The sequence below is a fragment of the Streptomyces sp. NPDC043876 genome, assembly GCF_056435825.1.
Genome location: NZ_JBWKDV010000004.1, coordinates 670,830 through 695,101 on the forward strand (window position 1 = coordinate 670,830; position 24,272 = coordinate 695,101).

15 protein-coding genes are annotated in these 24,272 nt (G+C 73.2%); 4 read left to right on the forward strand and 11 right to left on the reverse strand.

Annotated features, from left to right (window positions below; translation table 11 throughout):
- The first annotated feature begins 52 nt into the window (after positions 1-52).
- The 3 genes from AC0693_RS16705 (at position 53) to AC0693_RS16715 (ending at position 4,553) form a co-directional block, all read left to right on the forward strand.
- Positions 53-1,570 (forward strand): glycoside hydrolase family 43 protein, encoded by a 1,518-nt coding sequence (locus tag AC0693_RS16705; protein ID WP_478802201.1) that lies wholly within the window; start codon positions 53-55, stop codon positions 1,568-1,570.
- Between the two features lie 49 nt (positions 1,571-1,619).
- Entirely contained in the window at positions 1,620-3,374 is a 1,755-nt protein-coding gene (locus AC0693_RS16710) for a cellulase family glycosylhydrolase (protein WP_478802202.1), read from the forward strand.
- 150 nt (positions 3,375-3,524) lie between these two features.
- Complete coding sequence (locus AC0693_RS16715) at positions 3,525-4,553, forward strand: LacI family DNA-binding transcriptional regulator (protein ID WP_478802203.1); 1,029 nt, start codon at positions 3,525-3,527, stop codon at positions 4,551-4,553.
- A 71-nt stretch (positions 4,554-4,624) separates the two neighbouring features.
- Here the strand turns inward: AC0693_RS16715 and AC0693_RS16720 are convergent, their stop codons facing one another.
- The 8 genes from AC0693_RS16720 to xylB all read right to left on the reverse strand — a co-directional run bounded on the left by AC0693_RS16720 (position 4,625) and on the right by xylB (position 16,495).
- Positions 4,625-5,341: a glycoside hydrolase family 12 protein gene (locus AC0693_RS16720; protein ID WP_478740254.1), complete on the reverse strand. Its 717-nt coding sequence runs from the start codon at positions 5,339-5,341 to the stop codon at positions 4,625-4,627.
- A 61-nt stretch (positions 5,342-5,402) separates the two neighbouring features.
- Positions 5,403-7,370, reverse strand: coding sequence for a beta-galactosidase (locus tag AC0693_RS16725; protein WP_478740253.1), 1,968 nt, complete (start codon positions 7,368-7,370; stop codon positions 5,403-5,405).
- Between the two features lie 64 nt (positions 7,371-7,434).
- The gene (locus AC0693_RS16730; RefSeq protein WP_469331798.1) at positions 7,435-8,361 is read right to left on the reverse strand and encodes a carbohydrate ABC transporter permease; all 927 of its coding nucleotides are present in this window, start codon (positions 8,359-8,361) and stop codon (positions 7,435-7,437) included.
- Positions 8,358-9,410, reverse strand: a complete 1,053-nt coding sequence (locus AC0693_RS16735) for an ABC transporter permease (protein ID WP_478740252.1) — start codon at positions 9,408-9,410, stop codon at positions 8,358-8,360. The genes AC0693_RS16730 and AC0693_RS16735 overlap by 4 nt, the downstream gene beginning before the upstream one ends.
- Positions 9,410-11,071: an extracellular solute-binding protein gene (locus tag AC0693_RS16740; RefSeq protein ID WP_478802204.1), complete on the reverse strand. Its 1,662-nt coding sequence runs from the start codon at positions 11,069-11,071 to the stop codon at positions 9,410-9,412. The genes AC0693_RS16735 and AC0693_RS16740 overlap by 1 nt, the downstream gene beginning before the upstream one ends.
- A gap of 265 nt (positions 11,072-11,336) precedes the next feature.
- On the reverse strand, positions 11,337-13,139 hold the full coding sequence (locus tag AC0693_RS16745; RefSeq protein WP_478802205.1) for an alpha-L-fucosidase: 1,803 nt from the start codon (positions 13,137-13,139) through the stop codon (positions 11,337-11,339).
- Between the two features lie 680 nt (positions 13,140-13,819).
- The gene (locus AC0693_RS16750; RefSeq protein ID WP_478802206.1) at positions 13,820-15,034 is read right to left on the reverse strand and encodes an ROK family protein; all 1,215 of its coding nucleotides are present in this window, start codon (positions 15,032-15,034) and stop codon (positions 13,820-13,822) included.
- Between the two features lie 33 nt (positions 15,035-15,067).
- Positions 15,068-16,495 carry a xylulokinase gene (gene xylB / locus AC0693_RS16755; protein ID WP_478802207.1) on the reverse strand — a complete coding sequence of 476 codons (1,428 nt, stop codon included), beginning with the start codon at positions 16,493-16,495 and terminating at the stop codon, positions 15,068-15,070.
- 96 nt (positions 16,496-16,591) lie between these two features.
- Here xylB and xylA point away from each other — a divergent pair, with 96 nt between their 5' ends.
- Complete coding sequence (xylA, locus tag AC0693_RS16760) at positions 16,592-17,764, forward strand: xylose isomerase (RefSeq protein WP_469331790.1); 1,173 nt, start codon at positions 16,592-16,594, stop codon at positions 17,762-17,764.
- Between the two features lie 71 nt (positions 17,765-17,835).
- On the opposite strand, the gene yicI is transcribed toward xylA, so the two are convergent.
- From yicI to AC0693_RS16775, 3 genes are all read right to left on the reverse strand, one after another.
- The gene (gene yicI, locus AC0693_RS16765) at positions 17,836-20,118 is read right to left on the reverse strand and encodes an alpha-xylosidase (RefSeq protein ID WP_469316355.1); all 2,283 of its coding nucleotides are present in this window, start codon (positions 20,116-20,118) and stop codon (positions 17,836-17,838) included.
- Entirely contained in the window at positions 20,115-21,128 is a 1,014-nt protein-coding gene (locus AC0693_RS16770) for an acetylxylan esterase (protein WP_478802208.1), read from the reverse strand. The genes yicI and AC0693_RS16770 overlap by 4 nt, the downstream gene beginning before the upstream one ends.
- A gap of 207 nt (positions 21,129-21,335) precedes the next feature.
- Positions 21,336-24,191: a glycoside hydrolase family 3 C-terminal domain-containing protein gene (locus tag AC0693_RS16775; RefSeq protein WP_478802209.1), complete on the reverse strand. Its 2,856-nt coding sequence runs from the start codon at positions 24,189-24,191 to the stop codon at positions 21,336-21,338.
- Positions 24,192-24,272 lie beyond the last annotated feature (81 nt).

Here is a 24,272-nt window from a genome sequence, read left to right on the forward strand (position 1 = left end):
GAGAGCAAGGCCCTTGCACACGCAGCCACGCATCGACGAGAGGACCCACCGGGTGCCCCCTCCGCCCCGGCCCGCCGGCCGCCCCGCCAACCCCGTGATCCCCGGCTTCCACCCCGACCCCAGCGTCTGCCGGGTGGGCGACGACTACTACCTGGCCTGCTCCAGCTTCGAGTACTTCCCCGGTGTGCCCCTCTTCCACAGCCGCGACCTGGTGCACTGGACCCAGATCGGCAACGTCCTGGACCGGCCGGAGCAACTGCGCCTGCCCGCCGCCACGCCCTCCTCCGCCGGGATCTACGCCCCCACCCTGCGCCACCACGACGGACGTTTCCACCTGATCGTCACCCACTGCGGCGAGGGCGGCGGGAACCTGATCGTCACGGCCACCGACCCCGCCGGACCGTGGTCGGACCCGGTCCGGGCGCCCGGGGTTCCGGGCATCGATCCCGACCTGGTCTGGGAGGAGGACGGCACCTGCTGGTGCACCGTCGCCGGCGTCGCGCAGGTCCGCATCGACGCGGGCACCGGGCAGACGTACGGTGCACCGCGGCCGCTCTGGTCCGGCCGGCCCGGCGCCAAGGCCCCGGAGGCACCGCACCTGTACCGGATCGGCGCGTACTGGTACCTGCTGATCGCCGAGGGCGGCACCGAGCGCGGCCACGCGGTGTCGGTCGCCCGCGGCCGTACGCCCGCCGGCCCGTTCGAGCCGTGCCCGGCGAACCCGGTCCTCACCCACCGCGGCACCGATCACCCCGTACAGAACACCGGGCACGCCGATCTGGTCCAGGGCCCCGACGGCTCCTGGTGGATGGTGCTGCTCGGCGTCCGGCCGGGCGGCGGCACGCCGGGCTGGCACGTGCTCGGCCGGGAGACCTTCCTCACGCCCGTCACGTGGGTGGACGACTGGCCGGTCGTCGGCGACGTCTCCCCCGACCTGCCCGAGCTCCCGTGGCCGCTCAGCCCGGGCCCGGTCGAAGCGCGGCGGGACGACTTCGAGTGCGCCGAGCTGCGGCCGTCCTGGATCTCCCTGCGCGACCGGCCCGCCGCCCACTGCACGACCGGGGAGCGCCCCGGCTGGCTCACCCTGCGCGCGCGGGGCGGTTCCCTGGACGCGCCCGACGTGGTGTTCACCGGCCGCCGCCAGCAGCACCTCGCCTGCCGGGCGCGGGTCCTGGCCGACCCGTCGCAGGGGCGCGGCGGCCTCGCCGTCCGGCTCGACGAGCGGCACCACTACGCGATCGAGGCGTCCGGCACGGAGGTCCGGGTCCTGGCACGCGTCGGCCCCCTGTCCACGGTGGTGGCCACGCGGCCCGTGCCCGCTGGGCCGTTGGTCCTCACCGTCACGATCACCCCGGCGCCGCCCGACGCCCAGGGTCCGTGCGCCGGCCCCGACGTGGTGTCCCTCGGTGTCGAGGACCCCGGGGGTGCGTTCACCGCACTGGCCGCACTGGACGGCCGCTACCTGTCGACCGAGGTCGCCGGTGGTTTCACCGGCCGTGTCATCGGCATGTACGCCGCGCACGGCGCCGTCCACTTCGACTGGTTCGACTACGAGCCCCTCGACGGCTGAACCGGGCATCCCTGCCTCCTCACGACCCACCGACCGGAAGGAACGACAGATGAAGGACGTACGGCACGGCGCGCTGCGGCGCGGCGGGGGCCCGGGCCGCCTGGCCGCCCTCCTGTTGGCCCTGGTCGCCGTGGTGGGGCTCACCGGTGGCGCCGCACCGGCCGCGCCCCCCACGCACCGCGAGCCGTCGCGACCGGTGGTCCGGGTGCCCGACGACCCCATGGACGCCGTCGCGCGGATGCAGCCCGGCTGGAACCTGGGCAACACCCTGGACGCCTTCCCGGACGAGTCGTCCTGGGGCAACGGGCAGACCACCAAGGCGACTTTCGACAAGATCGCCGCACAGGGCTTCCGCAGCGTCCGCATACCGGTGACCTGGGCGGACCACCAGTCCGCCACGGCGCCGTACACCGTCGATCCCGCCTTCATGGCCCGGGTCGAGCAGCTCGTCGACTGGGCGCTGGCCGACGGCCTCTACGTGGTGCTCAACGTCCACCACGACTCGTGGAGGTGGGTCGAGAAGATCACGAGCGACCACGACCGGGTGCTGGCCCGCTTCGAATCCACCTGGTCCCAGATCTCCGCGGCCTTCCGCGACGCCCCGCGCACGCTGGTCTTCGAGGGCATCAACGAGCCGCGGTTCGCCGACGCGACGGACGCCCAGAAGATCTCCTACCTCAACGAGCTGCAGACCGCGTTCCACTCCGTGGTCCGCTCCTCGGGCGGCGGCAACGCGCGCCGCATGCTGTCCCTGACCACGCCGGACGGCGGCGGTGATCCGGTCCACCTGGCCAACCTGTACGCCTCGATCACCGGCCTGAAGGACCGTCAGCTCATCGCACAGGTGCACTTCTACAGCTGGTACCCCTTCAGCGTGAACGTCGCGGGCGGCATCCTGTACGACGCCGTCGCGCAGAAGCACCTGGACGACCACTTCGCCACCCTGCACCGCACCTTCGTCGCCCGGGGCATCCCGCTGTACCTCGGCGAGTACGGCCTGCTCGCCTATCCCGACCACTTCCACCCCGCCCGCGTCGAGCGGGGCGAGGCGCTGAAGTACTTCGAGCACGTGGGCCACCGGGCGCGCACGTACGGCATCACCACCGCCCTGTGGGACCCGTTCGCCTATCTGGACCGCGACACCCTCCAGTGGCGCGACCCGGCGCTGTTCGCCGTGATCAAGTCGAGCTGGACCACGCGCTCGGGCACGGCCTCCTTCGACAAGGTCTTCGTCCCGAAGTCCGCCCCGGTCACGGCCGCGTCGCTCACCCTGCACCTCAACGGCACCTTCTTCCGCGGACTGTGGCAGGGCGGCACCAGGCTGATGGCCGGGCGGGACTACACGGTCTCCGGCGACCGGCTGACGCTCACCGCCAAGGCGCTGACCCGGCTGGCAGGCGACCGCGCCTACGGCGTCAACGCGACGCTCCAGGCCCGGTTCACCAGCGGCCTGCCCTGGAACATCGACATCGTCACCAACGACGTCCCGACGGTCTCGGACGCCACCGGCACCACCGGCGCGTTCGCGGTTCCCACCCGGTACCGGGGCAACGACCTGGCGACCATGCACGCCACCTACGCCGACGGCGGCACCGCGGGACCGACCGACTGGACCCCCTTCCAGGAGTTCAACAAGGCCTTCTCGCCCGACTACCCGAACGGCGCGATCACCCTGACCCCCGAGTTCCTGACGTCCCTGCGCGACGGGGAACCGGCGACGCTGGTCTTCCACTTCTACAGCGGCGCCACGGCCACCTACCGCGTGACGAGGTCCGGTAGCGCGGTCACCGGCACGGCCTCCTGAGGGCCCGCAGCCCTGCTGTCGAAGCGCTTCGACAGTGAGATGGACACGCGCCCGTCATGACGTTAGGGTCAGCGTACATTTCACGCGCAATCGATGCCTCCATCGAGACCTGCGCACTGTCGAAGCGTTTCGCAGAGCTGGGAGAACCGGATGGCAACCCTCGCCGAGGTGGCCCGGCACGCCGGAGTATCGGCGAGCACGGTGAGCTACGTCCTCAGCGGCAAGCGGTCCATCGCCACGACCACGCGGATGCGGGTGGAGCAGAGCATCCGCGAGCTGGGGTACCACCCGAACGCGGGCGCCCGGGCCCTGGCCAGCAGCAGGTCGAACATCATCGCGCTGATGGTCCCCCTGCGCACCGACATGTACGTGCCGGTGATGATGGAGATCGCCATCGCGGTCGCCACCACGGCCCGGACGCACGGGTACGACGTGCTGCTGCTGACCGGCGAGGAGGGCCCCGACGCCGTGCGCCGCGTCACCGGCAGCGGGCTCGCCGACGCGATGATCCTGATGGACGTGGAACTCGACGACGGGCGACTGCCCTTGCTGCGCGGCACCGACCAGCCGTCCGTGCTGATCGGGATGCCCGCGGACACCTCGGGACTGACCTGCGTGGACCTCGACTTCAAGGCGACCGGCGCCCTGTGCGTCGAGCACCTGGCGGGACTCGGCCACCGCGACATCGCCGTCATCGGCGAGGCCCCCTCGGTCTACGAACGGCACACCGGATTCGCCGAGCGCACGCTCGACGGACTCCGCGCGCAGGCCGCCGGATCGGGCCTGCGCATGCTGCACCGGCCGTGCGGGGGCGGCTACGACGCGATGGCCGTCACCCTCTCCCGCATCCTCGACGAGCGACCGGGCACCTCCGGGTTCGTCGTGCAGAACGAGCAGGCGGTCGAGCCGCTGCTCGCCCTGCTGCGCCGACAGGGCCGCGCCGTGCCGGAGGACGTGTCGGTGATCGCGATCTGTCCGGACCAGGTGGCCGTCCAGGCATCGGTGCGGCTGACCTCGGTCTCCATCCCCGCGCAGGAGATGGGCCGGCAGGCCGTGGAACGCCTGGTCGCCAAGCTCGACGGCCGCGGCGCCGATGAGGTGTTCCTGATCGCACCCGAACTGACCGTACGGGAAAGCACCGGACCGGCGCCGGTCCCGGCGCCCCGGGCCGGCTCCTGAACCGCCCCGGCGGGAACGGGGCCGGTCCGCGCCGGGGAGGACGCGGACCGGCCCCGCCCTCGGGCGTGCGGTCAGCCGGCGCTGATGGTCACATTGTTCGTGGTGAAGGCCAGGTTGCCGGACGACGAGGTGATCTCGTAGCCGAACTGGACGTCGCCGATGGTCTCGCTGCCGGGCATCCAGCCCTTGGTGTGCGCGATCCAGCCGAGGACCGGCTTGACGTCCACGGTGCCGGAGGAGGAGTCGGAGGTGCGCAGGAACGAGAACACCTGGTTCGACCCGTTGGTGCCCTTGTAGACGTTCCAGTTGTGGCCGCCGAGCGTGACGTTGGTCTGCCAGGTGCCGATCGGGCCGACGGCGCCGTTGTAGTTGACCCAGAGCATGATCTCGTACTGGTGGCGGGTGTCCCAGATGTCGTACGACGTGTTGTACGCGCCGGAGGACGGGACGCTCACGTTGTAGCTGCTGGTGAGCCGGCCGAGACCGTCGATCGTCTTGTTGATCCTCTTCGTCGAGTTCGGGTAGGACTTGATGCCGCCGGTGTCGGGGTGATCGGCGCGGACGCCCCAGTTCGTACCGGAGTTGGCCCAGACGCACTGGCTGCCGGCGCCGGAGCCCCAGATGTTGTTGTAGAGCGTGTAGCCGTTCAGGGTGGTGCTGCTCCACCGGTCGCAGGAGTTCCAGACCGCCGCCGAAGCGGGGGCGGAGGCCAGGCCGACGGTGGCGCCGAGCGCCAGCGCCGGTGCCAGCACCGCCATGGTGATCTTGCGCATCGTGCTGTGGACCATGGTGTCCCTTCCATGAGTGGGGGGAATGGGGAATGCGGACCGCGCCGGGCGCCCGGCGCGGTCACGGCCGGAGTGCCGCCACGCCGTAGCGGCCGAGGGTGACCCGGTCGGTGACGGGCTCCCCCGTGAGAAGGTCGCGGTGGCGGCCCGGCACGTCGACGGTCACCGGCTCGCGGCCGTGGTTCAGCACGAACAGCACGTCACCGCGGCGGACGGCCTCGACCTGCTCGGGGAGGCCGTCGAGCACGGGCCGGACGCCGGCGCCGCAGGCGATCCGGGCCAGCAGGGCGCGCAGCGCGTCCGGCTCCGGGAGCGTGGAGACGTACCAGGCCCGGCCCTTGCGCAGGACGGCGGGCAGCCCGTCGAGTTCGCCGCCCTGGTACGGCACGCTCTCCTCGGCGGTGCCGTCGGCCTCCAGTTCCTCGGACCACAGGGACGCCCCGAAGCCTTCGCAGGCGACGCTCTCCCCCGCCTCCAACGGCCACCACTCGTGCAGGGTCCGGATCCCGAACAGCGCGCGCAGCCGGACGTCCATGCCGCCGGGGCGGACCCGGTCGTCGCCGTCGGCGACGCCCGTCTGGAAGCCGCAGACGAGGGTGCCGCCCCGGCGGACGTGGGCGAGGAGGTTGTCGACCGCCGCGTCGGTGAGCGCGTACAGCTGCGGCACGACGACCACCGCGTACGGCGTCAGGTCGTGCTCCGGGTGGGCGAAGTCGGTGGTGAGGTGCGCCTGCCAGAGGGCGCGGTGCCAGGCGCGCAGGATGTCCGGGTAGTCGACGAGGGCGGACGGGCGTCCGTCCTGGTCACCGGCCCACCAGGAGTTCCAGTCGTGCAGGACCGCGATGTCGGCGGTGAGGGTCCGGCCGGACACCTCGGGGGCGATCCGCGCCAGCTCCGCGCCGAGCGCTTTGATCTCCTGGTGGGTCCGGCCGTCCTCCCCCGCGTGGCTGACCATGCCGGAGTGGAACTTCTCCGCGCCCTGCCGGGACTGCCTCCACTGGAAGTAGCAGACGGCGTCGGCGCCCCGGGCCACGGCTTGCAGGGACCAGAGCCGGCCCAGGCCCCGGGGCTTGGGGTGGTTCACACCCCGCCAGTTGACGGGCCCCGCGGCCTGCTCCATGAGCATCCACGGCCCGCGCGCCTGGGAGCGGGTCATGTCCTGGACGAGCGCGCCGCTCTGGGCGCCCAGCGGGTCCCGCGGGTCCGGGTAGATGTCGACGGAGACGACGTCCTCCTCCGCGGCCCAGCGCCAGGCGTCCTGGCCGATCCACAGCGGCATGAAGTTGCTGGTGACCGGCAGGTGCGGGGTGTGGCGGCGGACGATGTCCCGCTCGGCGGCGAAGCACTCCAGGAGCATGTCGGAGGTGAAGCGCCGGAAGTCCAGAACCTGCGCGGGGTTGCGCAGGTAGTGGGGCAGGCGGGGCGGCAGGATGCCCTCCCAGGTGTCGTACCCCTGGCTCCAGAACGCGGTGCCCCAGGCCTCGTTGAGGGCGCCGAGGGTGGCGTACCTGGCGCGCAGCCAGTGGCGGAAGGCGGCCGCGGCCTCGTCGCCGTGGTCGACGGTGCAGTACTCGTTGTTGATGTGCCACATCGTCAGTGCCGGGTGGCCGCCGTAGCGGGCGGCGAGATCCTCGGTGATGGCGGCCGCGTGGCGCCGGTAGGTGGCGCTGGAGTGGGAGAAGTGCTGTCGGCCGCCCCACCACTCGGTGCGGCCGTCCTCGGTGACGGGCAGGGTGTCGGGGTGCAGCCGGCCCATCCAGGGCGGCGGCGAGGAGGTCGGAGTGGCCAGGACGACGCCGATGCCCTTCTCGTGCATCAGGTCCATCAGCGTGTCCAGCCAGCCGAACTCCCGTGCCCCCGGGCTCGGTTCCAGCGTCGACCAGGAGAAGACTCCGAGGGTGACGGAATTGACCCCGGCCGCCTTCATCAGCCGTACGTCCTCGTGCCAGGTCTCCTCGGGCCACTGCTCCGGGTTGTAGTCGCCGCCGAAGAGCAGACGGCCGCGTGTCGCATCGCTCAGGTCGGGCATCGGACGGGCTCCTCGGAGTGCGGACGGCGCCGGTGGGCGGGGCGAGGCGGACCGGAGCGGGGCTTCAGCCCTTGACCGCGCCGGTGAGCATGCCCTTCTTGAAGTGCCGCTGGACGAAGGGGGAGGCGATCGCGACGGGGACGAGCGCGAGGACCATGACGGCCATCTGCAGCCCGAGCGAGGAGAGTTGTCCCGTGCGGACCGCCTGCTGAAGTCCGGTCGGCGCCTCGGTGTTCTTCTGGACGAGCTGGATGAGCACGTTCTGCAGCGGCATCATGTCCTGGTCGGTGAGGTAGAGGGAGGCGTTGAACCAGGCGCTCCAGTAACCGACCGCGTAGAACAAGGAGATGACGGCCAGCACCGCACGCGACAGCGGCAGGACGATGGTCAGCAGGATGCGCAGGTCACCGGCCCCGTCGATGCGGGCCGACTCGGTGAGTTCGGGCGAGATCCCCATGAAGAAGGACCGCAGGACCAGGATGTTGAAGACGCTGACGGCGCTCGGCAGGACCAGCGACAGGTAGGTGTCGGTGAGGCCGAGTGACTGTACGAGCAGGTACGTCGGGATGAGGCCGGCCCCGAAGAACATGGTCGCCATCATGGTCATGAGGAAGAACCGGTGGCCCAGGCTGCCGGGGCGCGACAGCCCGTAGGCCGCCAGCACCGAGACCGTCATCGAGAACAGAGTGCCGCAGAGCGTGACCCCGGCCGACACCATGATCGCCCGGCTGACCTGCCCCCCGCCGAGGAGTTCGGTGTAGTTGACGAAGGTGACGCCCCGGGGGACCACGACGAGGCCGCCGACCCGGTCGATCACGGATTTGGGCGAGAGGCTGGTGACGACCACGATCCACAGCGGACCGAGCACCCCCAGGCAGCAGAGCGCCAGGAAGCCGCCCTTGGCGGTCAGTCCCGCTCCGCTCGGCCGTTCCTCCCACACGGGGCGGGCAGGCCCCCTGAGACTACGGACGAGCTGTGTGTTCGGGCTCATTTCTTGTACACCCCCTGCTCGCCCAGCAGGTGGGCGAACTTGTTCGCGCCCAGGACGAGGCAGATGCCGATGGCTCCCTTGGCCAGGCCGACCGCGGCCGCGTAGCTGAAGTCGCCGTTCTGGATGCCCATGTTCCACACGTACGTGTCGAGGACCTCGCTCGCTCCCGCGCCGACCGCGTCCCGCTGGAGCAGGAACTGCTCGAAACCGACGCTCAGCGCGTCCCCCACGCGCAGGACCAGCAGGAGCGCGATCACCGGGCGCAGCGCGGGCAGCGTCACGTGCCACATGCGCCGCCAGCGCCCCGCGCCGTCCATGGCGGCCGCCTCGTACAGGTCGGTGCTGACGGCGGACAGCGCCGCGAGGAAGACGATGACGCCCCAGCCGGCGTCCTTCCAGACGGCCTGCGCGGTGACCAGGTAGGCGAAGAGGTCGGCGTCGGTCATCAGGTCGAAACCGCTCCGTCCGTGCTCCTCCAGGACCTGGGCGATGATGCCCGCGCCGCCGAAGATCTGCTGGAACACGGTGACGACGAGGACCCACGAGAAGAAGTGCGGGAGGTACATGATCGCCTGCGCGACGGCCCGCACCCGCGGCCGGACCACGCTGTTGATGAGCAGGGCGAGGGCGATGGGGACCGGGAAGAACAGCACCAGTTGGAGGGCGAACAGGACGAGGGTGTTCTGCGTGGCGCTCCGGAACAGGGGGTCTGCGGCCATGCGCGAGAACTGTTGGAGACCCACCCAGGGACTGTGGAAGATCGCCGTGACGCCGTTGCCGGCGGCGTACGGGTCGTAGTCCTGGAAGGCGACGACGTTGCCCAGCAGCGGGACGTAGTTGAAGAGCAGCAGCAGGAGGATGACGGGCACCGTCATCAGGATGAGCGTGCGGTCGCGGCGCAGCCGGATCCGGAAGGCAACCTTGGCTCCCCCGCCCGTCCCGCGAGGTGCCCGGCGCGGGACCGCCGCGGTGGCGACGGCGGCCGTGGGCTCTTCGACGGCCGCGGGGGGACGGGTCCCGTCGGGCCTGCTCCCGGCCGTGAGCGTCATCAGTTGCCGCTGCCGTTCTTGTCGAGGAGCTCCTTGTACCAGTCGCGCAGCTCGTCCCCGCCGGAGGACCTCCAGGTGGAGATGGCGGCCTGCACGTCCGACAGCTTCTTGTGGCCGCGAACGTAGTCGATCTGCAGTTGCTCGAACTGGCTGGCGAGGTTGGCGTAGCGGGTGGGCTCGACGATGGTCATGCCGTAGGTGGACGTCTTCTTCATGAAGGCCCCCATCCGCTGCTGCCACTCGACCTGCTTGCGGGCGATGTCGGGGAGGTCGGGGTGGGCGTAGTAGGGGGCCGGCGTGGCCAGCATCGCCCAGGCGTTGACCACTTCCGTCGTGCCCAGGTCGTTCTTGACCGGGACGCCGTCCTCGACCGTGTAGTGGGTGCCCTCGACGCCGTAGTCGACGAGCATCCGCTCCTTGGTGCCGTAGGGCGCGGCCGCGAAGTCGGCGGCGGCCAGCGCGTTCTCCACGGTCTCCTTCGGGGCGCCCTTGCGGATCAGCGACCAGAGGGTGGCGGGCGCGGACGCGTAGAGCGTCGGGCTGCCGCCGCCCGCGCCGAAGATGTCCATGGCCTCGATCCGGAACCCGGGGTTGGCCCGGGCCTGTTCGGCGGCCTTCTGGTACCAGGTGGCGATGTCGGCGTTGAGGACCAGGATCTGCCCGGCGGTGAAACGCTGGCCCGCGTCGCCGGAGCGCGCGCTGTCGTCGGGATGGACCACGCCGGCGTCGAACAGCTTGCGGGTCCACTCCAGGGCTTCGAGGTACTCGGGCCGCTCGACGCCGTACCTGAGCTTGCCGTCGGCGTCGAGGTTCCAGCCGGGACAGGCGCCGAAGATGCTGGAGGAGACCCAGCTCAGGTCGCCGCAGGCGTACACCTTGGCCTTCGCGCTGGTGGCGTCCTTGGCCCAGGCGAGGAACTCGTCGGCGGAGGTGGGGACGGAGTAGCCCCGCTGGTCGAAGAGGTCCTTGCGGTAGTAGGGCACGATGATGTCCGCCGGGGCGGCCGACAGCGGAATGCCACGCAGCGCGCCGCCGAAGACGCCCATGCGCCAGCCGTCGGACGGGATCGCGGCCAGGTTCGGGTACTTCTTGACCCTGTCGCCCGCCAGGTGGGGGCCGAGGTCCATGAACTTCGCGGTGAGGGCGTTCGCCGTCTTTCCGACGAGCTCCCAGCCGGGCACGACCACCATGTCGGGCAGGGAGCTGGAAGCGAGGACGGCGCCGAGCTTCTGCCCGTAGGTGTTGCCGTCCTGGTTCTGCCAGGTGATCCTGGTGCCCGCCGCCGCGTCGAGCGCCTTGTAGTACGCGCAGTCCCCCTTCGGCGGGGTGCCCCAGAAGGGCGACATGACCTTGAAGGGGGCGCCGGTGCCGAGCGGGCTGGGGACCGAGGTGGCCAGGGCCGAGAGGTCGGTTCTGGCGGTGTAACCGGCGGCCGAGCCGTTCTTCGACGGGAGGTCCGGGGCGGCGATCGTGCCGGCCACGTACGTCGGGATCAGCTCGTCGGCGGCCCTGCCCGATGTGGTGCCCTCGCGCGGGCCGCCGTCCGAACCGCCGCAGGCGGTGAGGAGCGGCACTCCTCCGGCCACCGCTGCGGTGGCGACCGCCGTGGAGGCGAGGAAGCTTCTCCGGCTCGGTCCGGGGGAGGCGGCGTTCGGCATCATTGCGTCAACCCTTCATGGCTCGCCCGGACGCCCGGTGAGGGGGCGTCGGCTGCGGCGTCGTGACCGGAACTGACGGAGCGTGAAGCGGACACCGGACCCTGCGACGCGGTCCACAGTCGAAGCGCTTCGATGTTGCAGTGAGGTTAAGTGAACACCCATAGGCGCACAAGGGTCGCTGCCAAGATTCCCGCCTATCGAAGCGCTTCAACGTCTGGAGGTCGGGCCGCTGCGCGACGGCGCCGACGCGCGCAGCCCCCGGAGGCCCTCAGCCGAGCCTGGTCATGTTCCAGTTCTGCGCGGGTCCGCCGTTCGCGGCCCGCTGGATGACCGGGCTGCCGTCCCCGCTCGCGCAGCCGTTGTCCAGCGCCTTGCCGCTGTGCCGGTTGGTGAGCCGGAAGGCGCCCTCGCCCACCGCGGTGACCGCCCACTGTTGGCTCCGGCCTCCGCCGTCGGCGCGCTGCACCAGGCCCGGACCGTCGGCGCCGGCGCCGTTGCCGTCGAGGGCCTTGCCGCTGCGGACGCAGACCAGGGTGTAGTACCCGTGGCCCGCGTCGGTGACCCTCCACTGCTGCGGCGGGCCTCCGTCGGGGGTCCGCTGGACGACCTGACCGCCCTCGGTGACGGTGTCGTCGTTGTCCAGGGCCTTGCCGCTCTGCGCGCTGACCAGCCGGTAGACGCCGCCCGCGAGGACCGCCGGCATGCCGTCGACCTCCACGCAGACCACGCAGCCGTACGCGTTCGACGCGGTGGACGGCACGGTCGGCACGGTGACGGTGATCTGGCCGCCTGCGACGGTGTGGTCGAGCGGCACGGAGGGGTCGTTCATCAGGTGGACGCGGCCGATCGTGTTGTGGACGGCGGGTATCCGCAGGGTGCCGTCCGTCGGCAGGCTGAAGACGTGGGCGAAGAGTGTGCCGCTCTTCTTCGTGATCCGGCCCCAGGACGGCTCGACGGCGAAGGGGCTGCCGCTGGTGCCGTGGATGCTGTCCGCGTGGGTGCCCATCCAGGAGGCGAGCCCGCCCAGGACGGCGGCCGCTCCCGCGGGCACGGCGCCGTCGCCCTCGGGGCCGATGTTGAGCAGGTAGTTGCCGTCCCGGGAGACGACCGTGACCATCTCCTGGACGATGTCCTGCACGGACCGGTAGTCGTTCTCGGCCCAGTCGGTGTGGCCCCACTGGCCGTTCATGGTGGCGCAGGTCTCCCACGGCCGGTCCAGCGGCCGCGCCGGCACCGTCTGCTCGGGGCAGGCGAAGTCGCCGAGGCCGAGGTCCCGCTTGACGCGCTCGTTGACGACGAGGCCGGGCCTGCGGGCCGTCAGCCAGTCGTAGAGGTCCTCGCCGTCGGCCCCGGTCCACCAGTCGGTGAGCGTGGGCGCGGCCGGGTTGCCGCACCAGTCGCCGTCGAACCACAGGACCGCCGGGTCGTAGCGGTCCAGCAGTTCCTGCAGCTGGGCCTTCATGTCGGTGACGTAGGCGGAACGCGCGTCCTGCGAGGACATGTCGGAGAAGAGGGTGGTCCGGTTGACGGTCTGGGAGCGGTGGCTCCAGTCCACGATCGAGTAGTAGAGACCGAACGTCACGCCCCGCTTCTCGCACTCGGTCTTCAGCTGGGCGAGCAGGTCGGGCCGGAAGCCGTTGTAGTCGGGCAGGTTGTACAGCTTGGCGCCGGTGGTGTCGGTGAAGCCCGTCACGTCGGAGTCCCACATCGCGTAGCCCTCGTGGTGCTTGGCCGTGATCACGAGGTACTTCATGCCGGCGTTCTTCGCCAGCTCCGCGATGGTCGCGGCGTTGAAGGACGTCGGGGCGAACGGGGCGGTCACCCGGGTCTGGTAGTCGGCCTTGTCCCAGTCCTCGGTGCAGAACGCCCACTCGCCGTGGCCGCGGTGGGAGTAGGACCCGAAGTGGATGAACATGCCGAACCTGGCCCGGTACCACCAGTCCAGCTTCGGGGGGACGGCGTAGGCCCGGCCATCGGTGGGCGACGGGCCCTGCGGCAGGCCGGAGGGCGCGGCGCCGTCGGCGGGGGCCGTGGCCTTCGTCAGGGAACGCGGGCTGAGGGAGGAGGACATCGTTCGGCTCCTGGGGGGGGCGACGGATGGCGGGGGTTCCGGTGGGTGACGGGATGCGGCGCCGGGTTCTCCGTCCGGAGGCGGCGGCGTGACGGGCCGGGGAAGAGCGGGACGGGGTGGCGTACGCCGGTCCGGGGCGGGGTGCGTCGCCGGCCCGGCGCGGGGTGCGTACGCCGGCCCGGCGCGGGGTGCGTACGCCGGCCCGGCGCGGGGTGCGTACGCCGGCCCGGCGCGGGGTGCGTCGCCGGCCCGGCGCGGGGTGCGTCGCCGGCCCGGCGCGGGGTGCGTCGCCGGCCCGGCGCGGGGTGCGTACGCCGGCCCGGCGCGGGGTGCGTACGGCGGTCCCGGGCGGACTGCGTACGCCGGTACGGGCCGTCCGGCAGGCTCCGGCCCGCGCAGGGCCGAGCCGGTCATCGGATGCATGCCGGGCGCAGCGGCCACAAGGGCGGAGACCGCGACTGAACATGTGTCCCGCGAGCATCTTCCGCCGCTGCCCCTCCAGGCTGCCGGAGCTCCGCCCAGGCGCACAAGAGGGCCTCGTGCAGGGGCACATGTCCGGAGGGCGGCCACCGGGGGCCTGCGGCACGCGGTCCGCCACCTCATCGGGTACGGACCCGGGCGCCGGCCTCAGCGACAGCCTGCTGCGGACCGTCGACGGCCGACCGGCCCCGCGCGCCCGGCTACGGGGCCGGCAGCCGGGTGGGGTCGGCGAGGAGCTGCCGGACGGTCGACCAGGCCGCGCCCAGCACCGGTCCCCGGCGCCCCAGCGCGGAGGGGCGCACCGCCTCCGGGGACCAAGGCCGCACGGTGACCCGGGCGGCGAGTTCGGCCCGTACCGGCGGCAGCAGCCACTCGGCGAGTTCGGCGTAGGCGCCGCCCAGGACGACGGCGTCCGGGTCGATCAGGTTCACCGCCGACGCGAGGGCGAGGCCGAGGGCCCGTCCGGCGCGGTCCAGGGCGCGCAGGGTCGCCGCGTCCCCGGCGCCCGCCCGTTCGGCCAGCAGCGCCACCGGATCGCCGGCCCCGCGCAGCCCGGCTTCGCGCAGGACGGCCGCCTCGCCCGCGTACTGCTCCAGGCAGCCGCGCGACCCGCAGGGGCACCCGGCCCCCTCCGGGTGGACGGGCACGTGGCCCAGTTCTCCCGCGAAGCCGCGGGCGCCCCGGAACAACCGGCCGCCGATGACCAGCGCGGCCCCGATTCCGGCTTCGGCGGAGACGTGGACGAAGGTGTCGGCGGGCTGTCCCCGGTGCCACTGCTCGGCCAGCGCCCCGAGGTTGGCCTCGTTCTCCGGCTCGGGCACGGTGGCGGGGTCGGGCCAGTGGTCGGCGAGGCGGACCGCCTGCCAGCCGAGGTTGGGCGCGTTCGCGACGAGCCCGCCCGGCGCGTTCGGCACCACGCCCGGCACGGCGAGGACGCGGCCCTCGACGCGCAGCCCGAGGGCGGTGGCCTCCGCCTCGGCCTCGGCTCCGAGGGCGGCGGCCTCCGCCAGGACCCGCGCGGGCGGCCGGCCCGCGTTGGCCCGCTCCGCGCGGCGCCACACGCGGGGCTCTCCGCGCAGGTCCACGACGCAGGCGGCGAGGTGGGTGACGCCGATCTCCAGGCCGAGGCCCGCGGGGCCCCGGTCGTTGAGCGCGAGGGCCCGGCCGGGGCGGCCGACCCGTCCGCTGGGCGCGGTCTCCGTCTCGGTCAGCGCTCCGCGGCCGATGAGTTCGTCGACCAGGGAGGAGACCGCCGGCCGGGTCAGGCCGGTCTGTCCGGCGACGTCCGCCCGGGAGAGCGGGCCGTGCGCGGCGACCGCGCCGAGCACCACCGCGAGGTTCTGGCGGCGCATGTCCCGCTGCGAGGCGGGCGCGGCCTCCGTGCCGCCCTCGCCCGCCCTGCCGATCCCCGCCATCGCGCCGGTCCTCCTGTATCGCCTGGTCGGCTCTCACCTGGTCGGCGCGGCCTCCTGCAACGCCCGCGCCCGCCGCAGCGTACTGGTGATCCGTTCGAGCGTGTCGTCGTCACGGGCGACGGGCTCCCGTACCGGGCCCTCGGCGGTCCGCCAGCGGCGGGCCACGGCGTCGGCCGGCTCCCCGGTGAGCAGTGCGGCGGCCTGGGCGGCGGCGCCGAGGGCGACCAGTTCCCGCGCTTCGGGCACCTGGACGGCGCGGCCGGAGAGCCGCAGGACGGTCCGCTGCCAGGCCGCGCCGCGGGCTCCGCCGCCGATCAGCAGCAGGGGCTCGCCGGAGTCCGGGTTCTCGCCGCCGGCGCGCAGTACGCCGTCCAGCGCCGCCAGCAGGGCGTGGGCGGCGCCGTCGTAGGCGGCCTGGAGCACCTGTCCGGGGGTGGTGTCGTGGCGCAGGCCGTGGATCAGGCCGGAGGCGTGCGGGAGGTCCGGGGTGCGTTCGCCGTCCAGATGGGGCAGCACCACCACCGTGCCGCCCGCTTCGACGTCCTCGCGGTCGCGGCCGACGAGGGCGGCGAGGCGGTCGACGGCGAGGGTGCAGTTGAGCGTGCAGGCCAGCGGCAGCCAGCCGCCGAGGGCGTCGGCGAAGCCGGCGACGGTGCCGCCGGGGTCGGCGGGGCGGGTCCGGCCGACGGCGTAGACGGTGCCGGAGGTGCCGAGGCTCAGCACCGGGCGGCCGGGCGTCAGGCCCAGCCCGAGGGCGGCGGCCATGTTGTCCCCCGTGCCGGTGGCCACCGGCGTGCCCTCGCGCAGGGGCGTTCCGGCCCGTACGACGCCTGCCCGGGCACCCGGCGCGAGGACCCGCGGGAGCAGCGCAGGGTCGAGGCCGATCCGGTCGAGGACGTCCCGGTCGTAGCCCTCGGGGCCCCACCAGCCGGTTCCGGAGGCGTCACCGCGGTCCGTCACCGCCTCGCCGGTCAGCCGCTCGGTCAGGAAGTCGTGGGGAAGCCGGACGGCCGCGACGCGCTCGGCGGCGGCGGGCTCGTTCGCCCGCAGCCAGGCCCACTTGGCGGCGGTGAAGGCGGCCGTCGGGACGCTTCCGGTGCGGCGGGCCAGCTCCGCCGGGCCGAAGGCGGCGGTGAGCGCGCCGGCCTGGGGGGCGGAGCGCACGTCGTTCCACAGGAGCGCCGGGCGCACCGCGCGGCCCGCCGCGTCGAGGGTGACCAGGCCGTGCTGCTGGCCGGCGATCGAGCAGGCCGCGGCGCGGTCCGCCCAGCCGGTGGCGGCCACGGCCGCACCGAGGGCCCGCCACCACTGCTCGGGGTCGCTCTCGCGGGCGGCGCCCCCGCTGACCGCGTGCTCGGCCCGTCCCTCGCCCACCACCGCGCCGCTGTCCAGGTCGACGGCGAGGGCCTTGGTGGACTGCGTCGAGCTGTCGACACCGATCACGACACGCTGTGCGGACATGCGTTCCTCCGGTGGGCTTCCTCTTCAGGTCCCCGCATATTAGTTTGTTTTCTGTCATTACAAATAGCCCCTCGGCACCTGACTCCGGAGCGCCCCATGACCAGCGACCCGCTCGTCCCCACTCCCGCGCACAGGTTCACCTTCGGCCTGTGGACCGTCGGCTGGCAGGGCCGGGACCCCTTCGGCGACGCCACCCGGCCCGCTCTCGACCCGGTCGAGAGCGTGCAGCGGCTGGCCGAGCTCGGCGCCTACGGCGTCACGTTCCACGACGACGACCTGATCCCCTTCGGCTCCGACGAGGCCGCGCGCGAGCGGGCGGTCAAGCGGTTCCGCAGCGCGCTCGACACGGCCGGGCTGAAGGTGCCCATGGCCACCACCAACCTGTTCACCCACCCGGTGTTCAAGGACGGCGCCTTCACCGCCAACGACCGGGACGTGCGCCGGTACGCGCTGCGCAAGACGATCCGCAACATCGACCTGGCCGTGGAACTCGGCGCCTCGGTCTACGTCGCCTGGGGCGGCCGGGAGGGCGCGGAATCGGGCGCCGCCAAGGACGTGCGCGCCGCCCTCGACCGGCTCAAGGAGGCCTTCGACCTGCTGGGCGAGTACGTCGAGGAGCAGGGCTACGACCTGCGCTTCGCGATCGAGCCCAAGCCCAACGAGCCGCGCGGCGACATCCTGCTGCCCACCATCGGCCACGCCCTGGCCTTCATCAACGAGCTGGAGCGCCCCGAGCGGGTCGGCCTCAACCCGGAGGTGGGCCACGAGCAGATGGCCGGGTTGAACTTCCCGCACGGCATCGCCCAGGCCCTGTGGCACGACAAGCTCTTCCACATCGACCTCAACGGCCAGACCGGCATCAAGTACGACCAGGACCTGCGCTTCGGCGCGGGCGACCTGCGCCAGGCCTTCTGGCTGGTCGACCTGCTGGAGTCGGCGGGCTACGACGGCCCCCGGCACTTCGACTTCAAGCCGCCGCGCACCGAGGACGCCGAGGGCGTCTGGGCCTCGGCGGCCGGCTGCATGCGCAACTACCTGCTGCTGGCGGAACGTTCCCGGGCCTTCCGGGCCGATCCGGAGGTCCGCGACGCGCTCGCCGCCTCCCGGCTGCCGGACCTCGCGCTCCCCACCGCCGAGGACGGCCTGGCCGGGCTGCTGGCCGACCCGTCCGCCTTCGAAACGTTCGACGTCGAGGGCGCCGCCCGTCGCGGCATGGCCTTCGAGCAGCTGGACCAGCTCGCCCTGGAACACCTCCTCGGCGCCCGCTGAGCCGGCCGCTCGGGCCCCGCGTCACGCGCGGGGCCCGGGGGCGCCTTCGCCCGGCCGCCCGGCCGCCCGGTTCAGGACGGGTAGGCGAAGGCCGCTTCCGGGGTGCCTGCGGGCCGGGCGTGCAGGGCGCCCTGCGGCCCGCCGAAGCGGAGCCGCCAGGGGCGCGTGCTGTCGGTGGTGACGTGGAGGCGCCCGCCCCGGCGGCGCAGGGTGAAGCGGGCCGCCCCACCGGTGCCCTCGGGACGCGGGATCACGACCGTGCGTTCGGCGCCGTCCGCGAAGTCGTGCACCCGCAGCTCGACGTCATCGGCCCAGGCCGAGACGGGCCGCTGGTCGTCCGCGGCGAGCGGGACGACGGAGTCGGGGCGGGCCAGCAGCGGCAGGGTGTGGAACCCGTGCCGCTCCCGGACCCAGCGGGGACCGGTGATCCGGTCCCCGGTCAGCACGTTCGTCCAGGTCCCTTCGGGCACGTAGTACTCGACCGTGCCGTCGTCCGTGAAGACCGGGGCGACCAGCAGGTCGTCGCCCAGCATGTACTGCCGGTCCAGGGTGGCGGCGGCCGGGTCGTCGGGGAACTCCAGCACCATGGCGCGCATCACCGGGACACCGGTGGTGTGCGCCTGCTGCGCGGCGCGCTGGAGGTACGGGGCGAGGCGGTGCTTGAGCAGGGTGAACTCCCGGGTGACCTCGACGGCCTCCTCCCCGTAGTCCCACGGCACGCGGTAGGACGTGCTGCCGTGCAGCCGGCTGTGCGAGGAGAGCAGGCCGAACTGCACCCACCGCTTGAAGACGGCCGGCGTCGGGGTGCCCTCGAAGCCGCCGATGTCGTGGCTCCAGAAGCCGAAGCCCGACAGGCCGAGGGAGAGTCCGCCGCGCAGCGACTCGGCCATGGCGTTGAAGTGGGACTCGCAGTCGCCGCCCCAGTGCACGGGGTACTGCTGACCGCCCGCCGTCGCGGAGCGGGCGAAGAGCAGCGCCTCGCCCTCCCCGCGCACCTCGCGCAGCAGCTCGAAGACGGCCTGGTTGTAGAGGTGGGTGTAGTAGTTGTGCATCCGCTCGGGGTCCGAGCCGTCGTGCCACACCACGTCGGTGGGGACGCGTTCGCCGAAGTCGGTCTTGAAGCAGTCCACACCCATCTCCAGCAGCGCCCGGAGCTTGCCGGTGTACCAGGCGCGGGAGGCGGGACGGGTGAAGTCCACCAGGGCCATCCCGGGCTGCCACAGGTCCCACTGCCACACGCTGCCGTCGGGGCGCCGCACCAGGTGGCCCTCGCGCACGCCCTCCTCGAACATCGCCGACTTCTGCGCGATGTAGGGGTTGATCCAGGCGCTGATCCGCAGTCCCCGCCGCCGTAGCCGGTCGAGCATGCCCGCCGGGTCCGGGAAGGTGTCCGCGTGCCACTCGAAGTCGCACCACTGGTAGGCGCGCATCCAGAAGCAGTCGAGGTGGAAGACGCTCAGCGGGATGCCGCGCTCGGCCATGCCGTCGACGAAACGGTTGACGGTGGCCTCGTCGTAGTCGGTGGTGAACGAGGTGCTCAGCCACAGGCCCAGCGCCCAGGCCGGGGGCAGGGCGGGGCGGCCGGTGAGGTCGGTATAGCGCCGCAGGACGTCCTTCGGGGTGGGGCCGTGGACGACGAAGTACTCCAGCGACTGGTCCTCGACGCTGAACTGGACCTGGCCGACCGCCTCGGACCCGACCTCGTAGCCGACCTTGCCGGGGTGGTTGACGAAGACCCCGTACCCCCGGTTCGTCAGGTGGAAAGGCACGTTCTTGTAGGCCTGTTCGCTGCTGGTGCCGCCGTCGGCCTGCCAGATGTCCACGCTCTGGCCGTTCTTGACGAACGGCGTGAACCGCTCCCCCAGGCCGTACACCGCCTCCCCCACCCCCAGGGCGAGTTGGCCCAGCATGAAGTGCCGGCCGGCGGCGTCGGTGGCGAAGCCGGTGCCGCGCTCGCCCACGGAGGTCAGTACCTCTCCGGCCGCGGTGAACTCCAGCCGCCACGGCCGGGAGGTGTCGACCCGCAGGGTCAGTTCGCCCGCGCCGAGCTCGACCACCGGCCCGTCGCGGCGCACCTTTCCCGCGTCCTGCCGCGCACCGGGCAGGGCGAACTCCGGTCCGCGCCGCACCGCCCCGGCGTGGTGCGTGACGCGGACCCCGATCACGCCCTCGGCCGGCGACCAGCAGTCGACGGTCAGCAGGGCGCTGTTGAGCGTGCCACCGCGCCCGCGCACGTGTTTCACCGGCGCGTAGAGGGTCATCCGGTGCTCGTCCGCCCGGACGTCCGCCACCTCCGCGGCGTACTGCGCGGTGACGCCGGGACGCATGAGCCAGTAGCCGTCGGTGAACTTCATCGTGCGGGTCCCCCCGTCCGCGCGCGGTGCGGCTGCGGCGCCAGGCCGCGCTCGCGCAGCCAGGCCAGCTGGACGGGCGGGTGGGAGCCGCCGCCGCCGGCGTGGTCGCCGAAGGGCCAGACGGTCATGGTGCGGTCCTCGGCGGCGTAATGGTTGAAGGCGGCGTAGACCGTGGAGGGCGGGCAGACCGGGTCCATCAGGCCCACGCTGAAGAGCGTCGGCGCGGTGGCCCGCCGCGCGAAGTGGACGCCGTCGAAGTGGGCGAGGGTGGCGAAGGCGGGCTCCACGCGGTGCCGGCTGTGCCACCGCAGGTAGTGGGCGATCTCCTGGTACGGGCCCTCGCCGCAGATCCCGGCGGCACGGCGGAAGTGGCACAGGAACGGGACGTCCACGAGCGCGGCCGCCACCGCGTCCCCGGCGAGACCGGCCACGGCGAGCGCCAGGCCACCGCCCTGGCTGCCCCCGGCCACCGCCACCCGGCGGGGGTCGAGTCCGGGCAGCTGTGCGACCGCGTCCACGGCCCGCACGCAGTCGGTGATCAGCCGCCGGTAGTAGTGGGTGTCGGGAGAGTCGATGCCGCGGGTCATGAAGCCCTCGACCCACTGCGTACCGTCGCCCTCGCCCCGGTCGGGGGTGTCGTGGCCCTGACCGCGGCTGTCGACGACGAGTTGGGCGTAGCCCGCGGCGGACCAGAACAGGTGGTCGGTGGGCAGGCCCCGGCCGCCGCTGTAGCCGATGTAGGTGACGACGACGGGCAGCGGTCCGGTCGCGTCGCGCGGGCGCAGCAGCCAGGCGGCCACCGGCTCGCCGTTCCAGCCGGGGAAGCGCACGTCGTCGACCTCGACCGTGCGCAGTCCGTGCCGCTCGGTGACCGGCTCGGCCTTCACCACCCCCTCGTGCGAGCGGGCCGCGGCGAGGGTCCGCCGCCAGAAGGCGTCGAATTCCGGCGGCTCGGGCAACTCGGGCCGGTAGTAGACGAGTTCGTCCTCGCCCAGGTCGGTCAGCGGCATGGGGTGTTCCTCCGGTCGGAGCGTGTGAGGACCTGACGTGGCGAGTCGGCGACGGGGAGAGGTTGCGAGGGGACACCGGGTGCCGGAGCGCGGCGGCGGGCGCGCGGTCCTGCCCCTCGGCCCGTGCACCGGAGTGCGGGCCCCGTACGGGGGGACCGGCGGCCCGCCCCCCCCTGTGGCGGGCCGCCGGTCCCGTGGGCGTGGGCCTCAGTCGGTACCGCCGGACGCGGCGAAGCCGAAGGCAGCCAGCCGGAAGCCGCCGTGCAGCGTGAGCCGCAGGTCGTGGACCCCGTCCGGCGGCGGGGCGAGCGCGGCCGCCGTGGTCGTCCACGCGTAACGGTCACCGGTGACCGGGACCGCGATCTCGGCCAGCAGCCGGTCACCGGCCCGGACCTCCAGGCGGGCCGCCCCGCCGACGGCGCTCTCCAGGGCCGTCTCCGCCTCCACCCGGACGGCCCCGGACAGGTCGACGTCGCGGAAGAGGAGCGTCGCGGGCCGCGCGGGGTCGGCCGGAGTCACGGCGTCCCCGTCGGCGCGGGTGGCGTCGACGAGGACGGTGTCCGCGTGGTCGTCGAAGTCGGCGGCCGGCGTGCGGCGACCGACGACCACGCGGGGCGCGGGGGCCTGCCCGGTCACGGTGAGCCGCGCGGTCAGGACGGGGTGCTCGGCGGAGCGGGCGACGGCGATCTCGTACGCGCCGGGGTCGACGGTGAAGGCGCCGGTCGCGACGTCCCAGTGGGCGAGCTGGTCGGCGGGCAGGGAGAACGCCACCTCCCGGCTCTCGCCCGGCGCCAGGCGGACCTTCCGGAAGTCGGCCAGGCGCCGCCGGGGGGCCTCGTAGCGGGCGTCGAGCGCCCGGACGTAGAGCTGCACCACCTCGCTGCCGGTCCGCCGCCCCGTGTTGACCAGGGTCACCCTGACGTCGACCGAGGCGTCCTGGCCGATCGACGCCCGCGACAGGCGCAGGTCGCGGTGGGCGAAGTCGGTGTAGGACAGCCCGTGTCCGAAGGGATAGAGGGGCGCGGCCCGGTGGTACTGGTAGGTCCAGCCGGCCTTGATGATGTCGTAGTCGAGCGGCTCCGGCAGTGGGTCCGCGCCCCGGTACCACGTCTGCGGCAGACGTCCGGCGGGCTCGGCCTCCCCGAGCAGCACCGCGGCCAGCGCGTGGCCCGTCTCCTGGCCGCCGTGCGAGGTCCACACCACGGCCGGCAGGTGTGCCTCGGCCCAGTCGACGGCGTACGGGTAGCTGCTCATCACCACCAGCGCCGTCTCGGGGCGGACGGCCGCGACCTCCCGCAGCAGTGCCTGCTGCGTCTCGGGAAGGTCGAGGCCCCTGCGGTCCTCGGTCTCGCGGCCATTGATCATCGGGTGGTTGCCGAGGACGACGACCGCCGCGTCGGCCGCCCCGGCGGCGGCCCGCGCCGCGGCCGCGCCGTCGCGCAGCAGTTCCCGGTGCCAGCGCTCGGCGGTGTCGGGGGTGAGGGCGGTGACGGTCACCCGGCCGTCCGCGGGGTCGACGGCGGCGTAACGGCGGGTGAGCACGGAACGCAGCAGTACGGTGCCGTCCCCGGCCGGTTCGAGCCGGAAGGTCTCCCGGACGTCCCAGCTCTTGATCACGTCCCGCTCGGCGGCCAGCGACTCGTCCTGCGTCAGGCTCAGGTAGCGGCCGGAGTCGGCGGCGCGCAGCGTCAGGACGCCGCGGCCCCAGTCGGTCACGTCGAAGGCGGTCCTGCCCAGCAGGTCGCCGGTGGTGGCGGAGCGCAGCGCGATCTGGTCGGCGCCCTCCTCGTGGACCACGTCGCCGCCGTGGACGCCGAGCGCCGCGGCGAGTCCGGCGGCGACGCCGACCTGGTAGGACATGGTGCCGCTGTACCAGTCCTCGCACAGCCTGTCGGCGAGCGGGCCGATGACGGCGACCCGCGCGGTGCGCGCCGGGTCGAGCGGCAGCAGGCCGTCGTTCTTGAGCAGCACCACCGACTCGGTCGCGGCGTGCCGCGCCAGCTCGCGGTGTTCGGCGCAGCCGACGACATCGGGGCCGATGCCGGCGTAGGGGTCCAGTTCGGGGTCGAACTCCCCCAGACGAAAGCGCAGTTCCAGCTGCCGCCGGACGGCTCGGTGCACGTCGGCCCGGTCGATCAGGCCGCGCTCCAGGGCCTCGCGCAGGCGGCCGACCGGCGTGGCGCTGTCCTCGCCGTGGTCGGTGAAACTGTCGATGCCGGCCTTGAGCGCGGCCGCGTGGGATGCGGCGTGGTCGTCGAAGTACCGCTCCGGGTCGACAAGGTTGGACGGGGCTTCGGCGTCGCTGACCACGAAGAGTTCGTGGCCGGTCGGCTCCGCCCAGCGGCGCAGTTCGCTCTCGATGAGCGGACTGACGTGACAGGGACGGCCGTTGACGAGGTTGTAGGCGGCCATGGCGCCGGTCGCGGCGCCGGAGGCGACCACGGGACGGAAGGCCGCCAGGTCGTACTCCCTCAGTACCCGGGGGCGCACGCCGGAGGACGTGGTGCACCGCTCGTCCTCGTTGTTGTAGGCGAGGAAGTGCTTGAGCACCGGGGCCACCCGCAGGTAGACGGGGTGGTCTCCGGACAGGCCCCGGCAGAACGCCTCCCCGAGACGCGCGGTGTGGGCGGGGTCCTCGGAGTACCCCTCCTCGTTGCGACCCCAGCGCGGGTCGCGCAGCAGGTTCAGTACGGGCGCCCAGGCCTGGAGGCTGTGGGGTGCGCCCCCGCCTGCGGGCGGGCGGTGGTGGTGGAAGGCGCGCAGTTCGGTCGCGACCGCCTCCGCGACCCGGTGCACCAGCCCCTCGTCCCAGGTGGCGCCGAGGCCGACGGCCTGCGGGAAGACGGTCGCCTCGCCCAGCCAGGAGACCCCGTGCAGAGCCTCGCTGCCGGTCCGGAAGGCGGGGAGGCCCAGACGCGGAACGGCCGGCACCAGCTGGTGCAGCATCGCGAGCCCCTCCTCCGTCGTGAGACGGGCGGCCAGGTCGTCGACGCGCTCGCGCAGCGGCAGCGCCGGATCCCGGAAGGGAAGGAGACCGACGACGGGCGGGGACAGGGAACTCACGTGGACAACCCCTCGGCAGGCTGAGCGTGGCGGCCGTATGTCGAAGCGCTTCGACGCTGACACGAAGCAGTGCCGGTGTCA

Excerpts from the sequence above, each read along its gene's own strand:
- AC0693_RS16710 (WP_478802202.1), top strand. The coding sequence starts at position 1,620 with ATGAAGGACGTACGGCACGGCGCGCTGCGGCGCGGCGGGGGCCCGGGC.
- AC0693_RS16715 (WP_478802203.1), top strand. The coding sequence starts at position 3,525 with ATGGCAACCCTCGCCGAGGTGGCCCGGCACGCCGGAGTATCGGCGAGC.
- AC0693_RS16720 (WP_478740254.1), bottom strand. The coding sequence starts at position 5,341 with ATGGTCCACAGCACGATGCGCAAGATCACCATGGCGGTGCTGGCACCG.
- AC0693_RS16725 (WP_478740253.1), bottom strand. The coding sequence starts at position 7,370 with ATGCCCGACCTGAGCGATGCGACACGCGGCCGTCTGCTCTTCGGCGGC.
- AC0693_RS16730 (WP_469331798.1), bottom strand. The coding sequence starts at position 8,361 with ATGAGCCCGAACACACAGCTCGTCCGTAGTCTCAGGGGGCCTGCCCGC.
- AC0693_RS16735 (WP_478740252.1), bottom strand. The coding sequence starts at position 9,410 with ATGACGCTCACGGCCGGGAGCAGGCCCGACGGGACCCGTCCCCCCGCG.
- AC0693_RS16740 (WP_478802204.1), bottom strand. The coding sequence starts at position 11,071 with ATGATGCCGAACGCCGCCTCCCCCGGACCGAGCCGGAGAAGCTTCCTC.
- AC0693_RS16745 (WP_478802205.1), bottom strand. The coding sequence starts at position 13,139 with ATGTCCTCCTCCCTCAGCCCGCGTTCCCTGACGAAGGCCACGGCCCCC.
- AC0693_RS16750 (WP_478802206.1), bottom strand. The coding sequence starts at position 15,034 with ATGGCGGGGATCGGCAGGGCGGGCGAGGGCGGCACGGAGGCCGCGCCC.
- xylB (WP_478802207.1), bottom strand. The coding sequence starts at position 16,495 with ATGTCCGCACAGCGTGTCGTGATCGGTGTCGACAGCTCGACGCAGTCC.
- xylA (WP_469331790.1), top strand. The coding sequence starts at position 16,592 with ATGACCAGCGACCCGCTCGTCCCCACTCCCGCGCACAGGTTCACCTTC.
- yicI (WP_469316355.1), bottom strand. The coding sequence starts at position 20,118 with ATGAAGTTCACCGACGGCTACTGGCTCATGCGTCCCGGCGTCACCGCG.
- AC0693_RS16770 (WP_478802208.1), bottom strand. The coding sequence starts at position 21,128 with ATGCCGCTGACCGACCTGGGCGAGGACGAACTCGTCTACTACCGGCCC.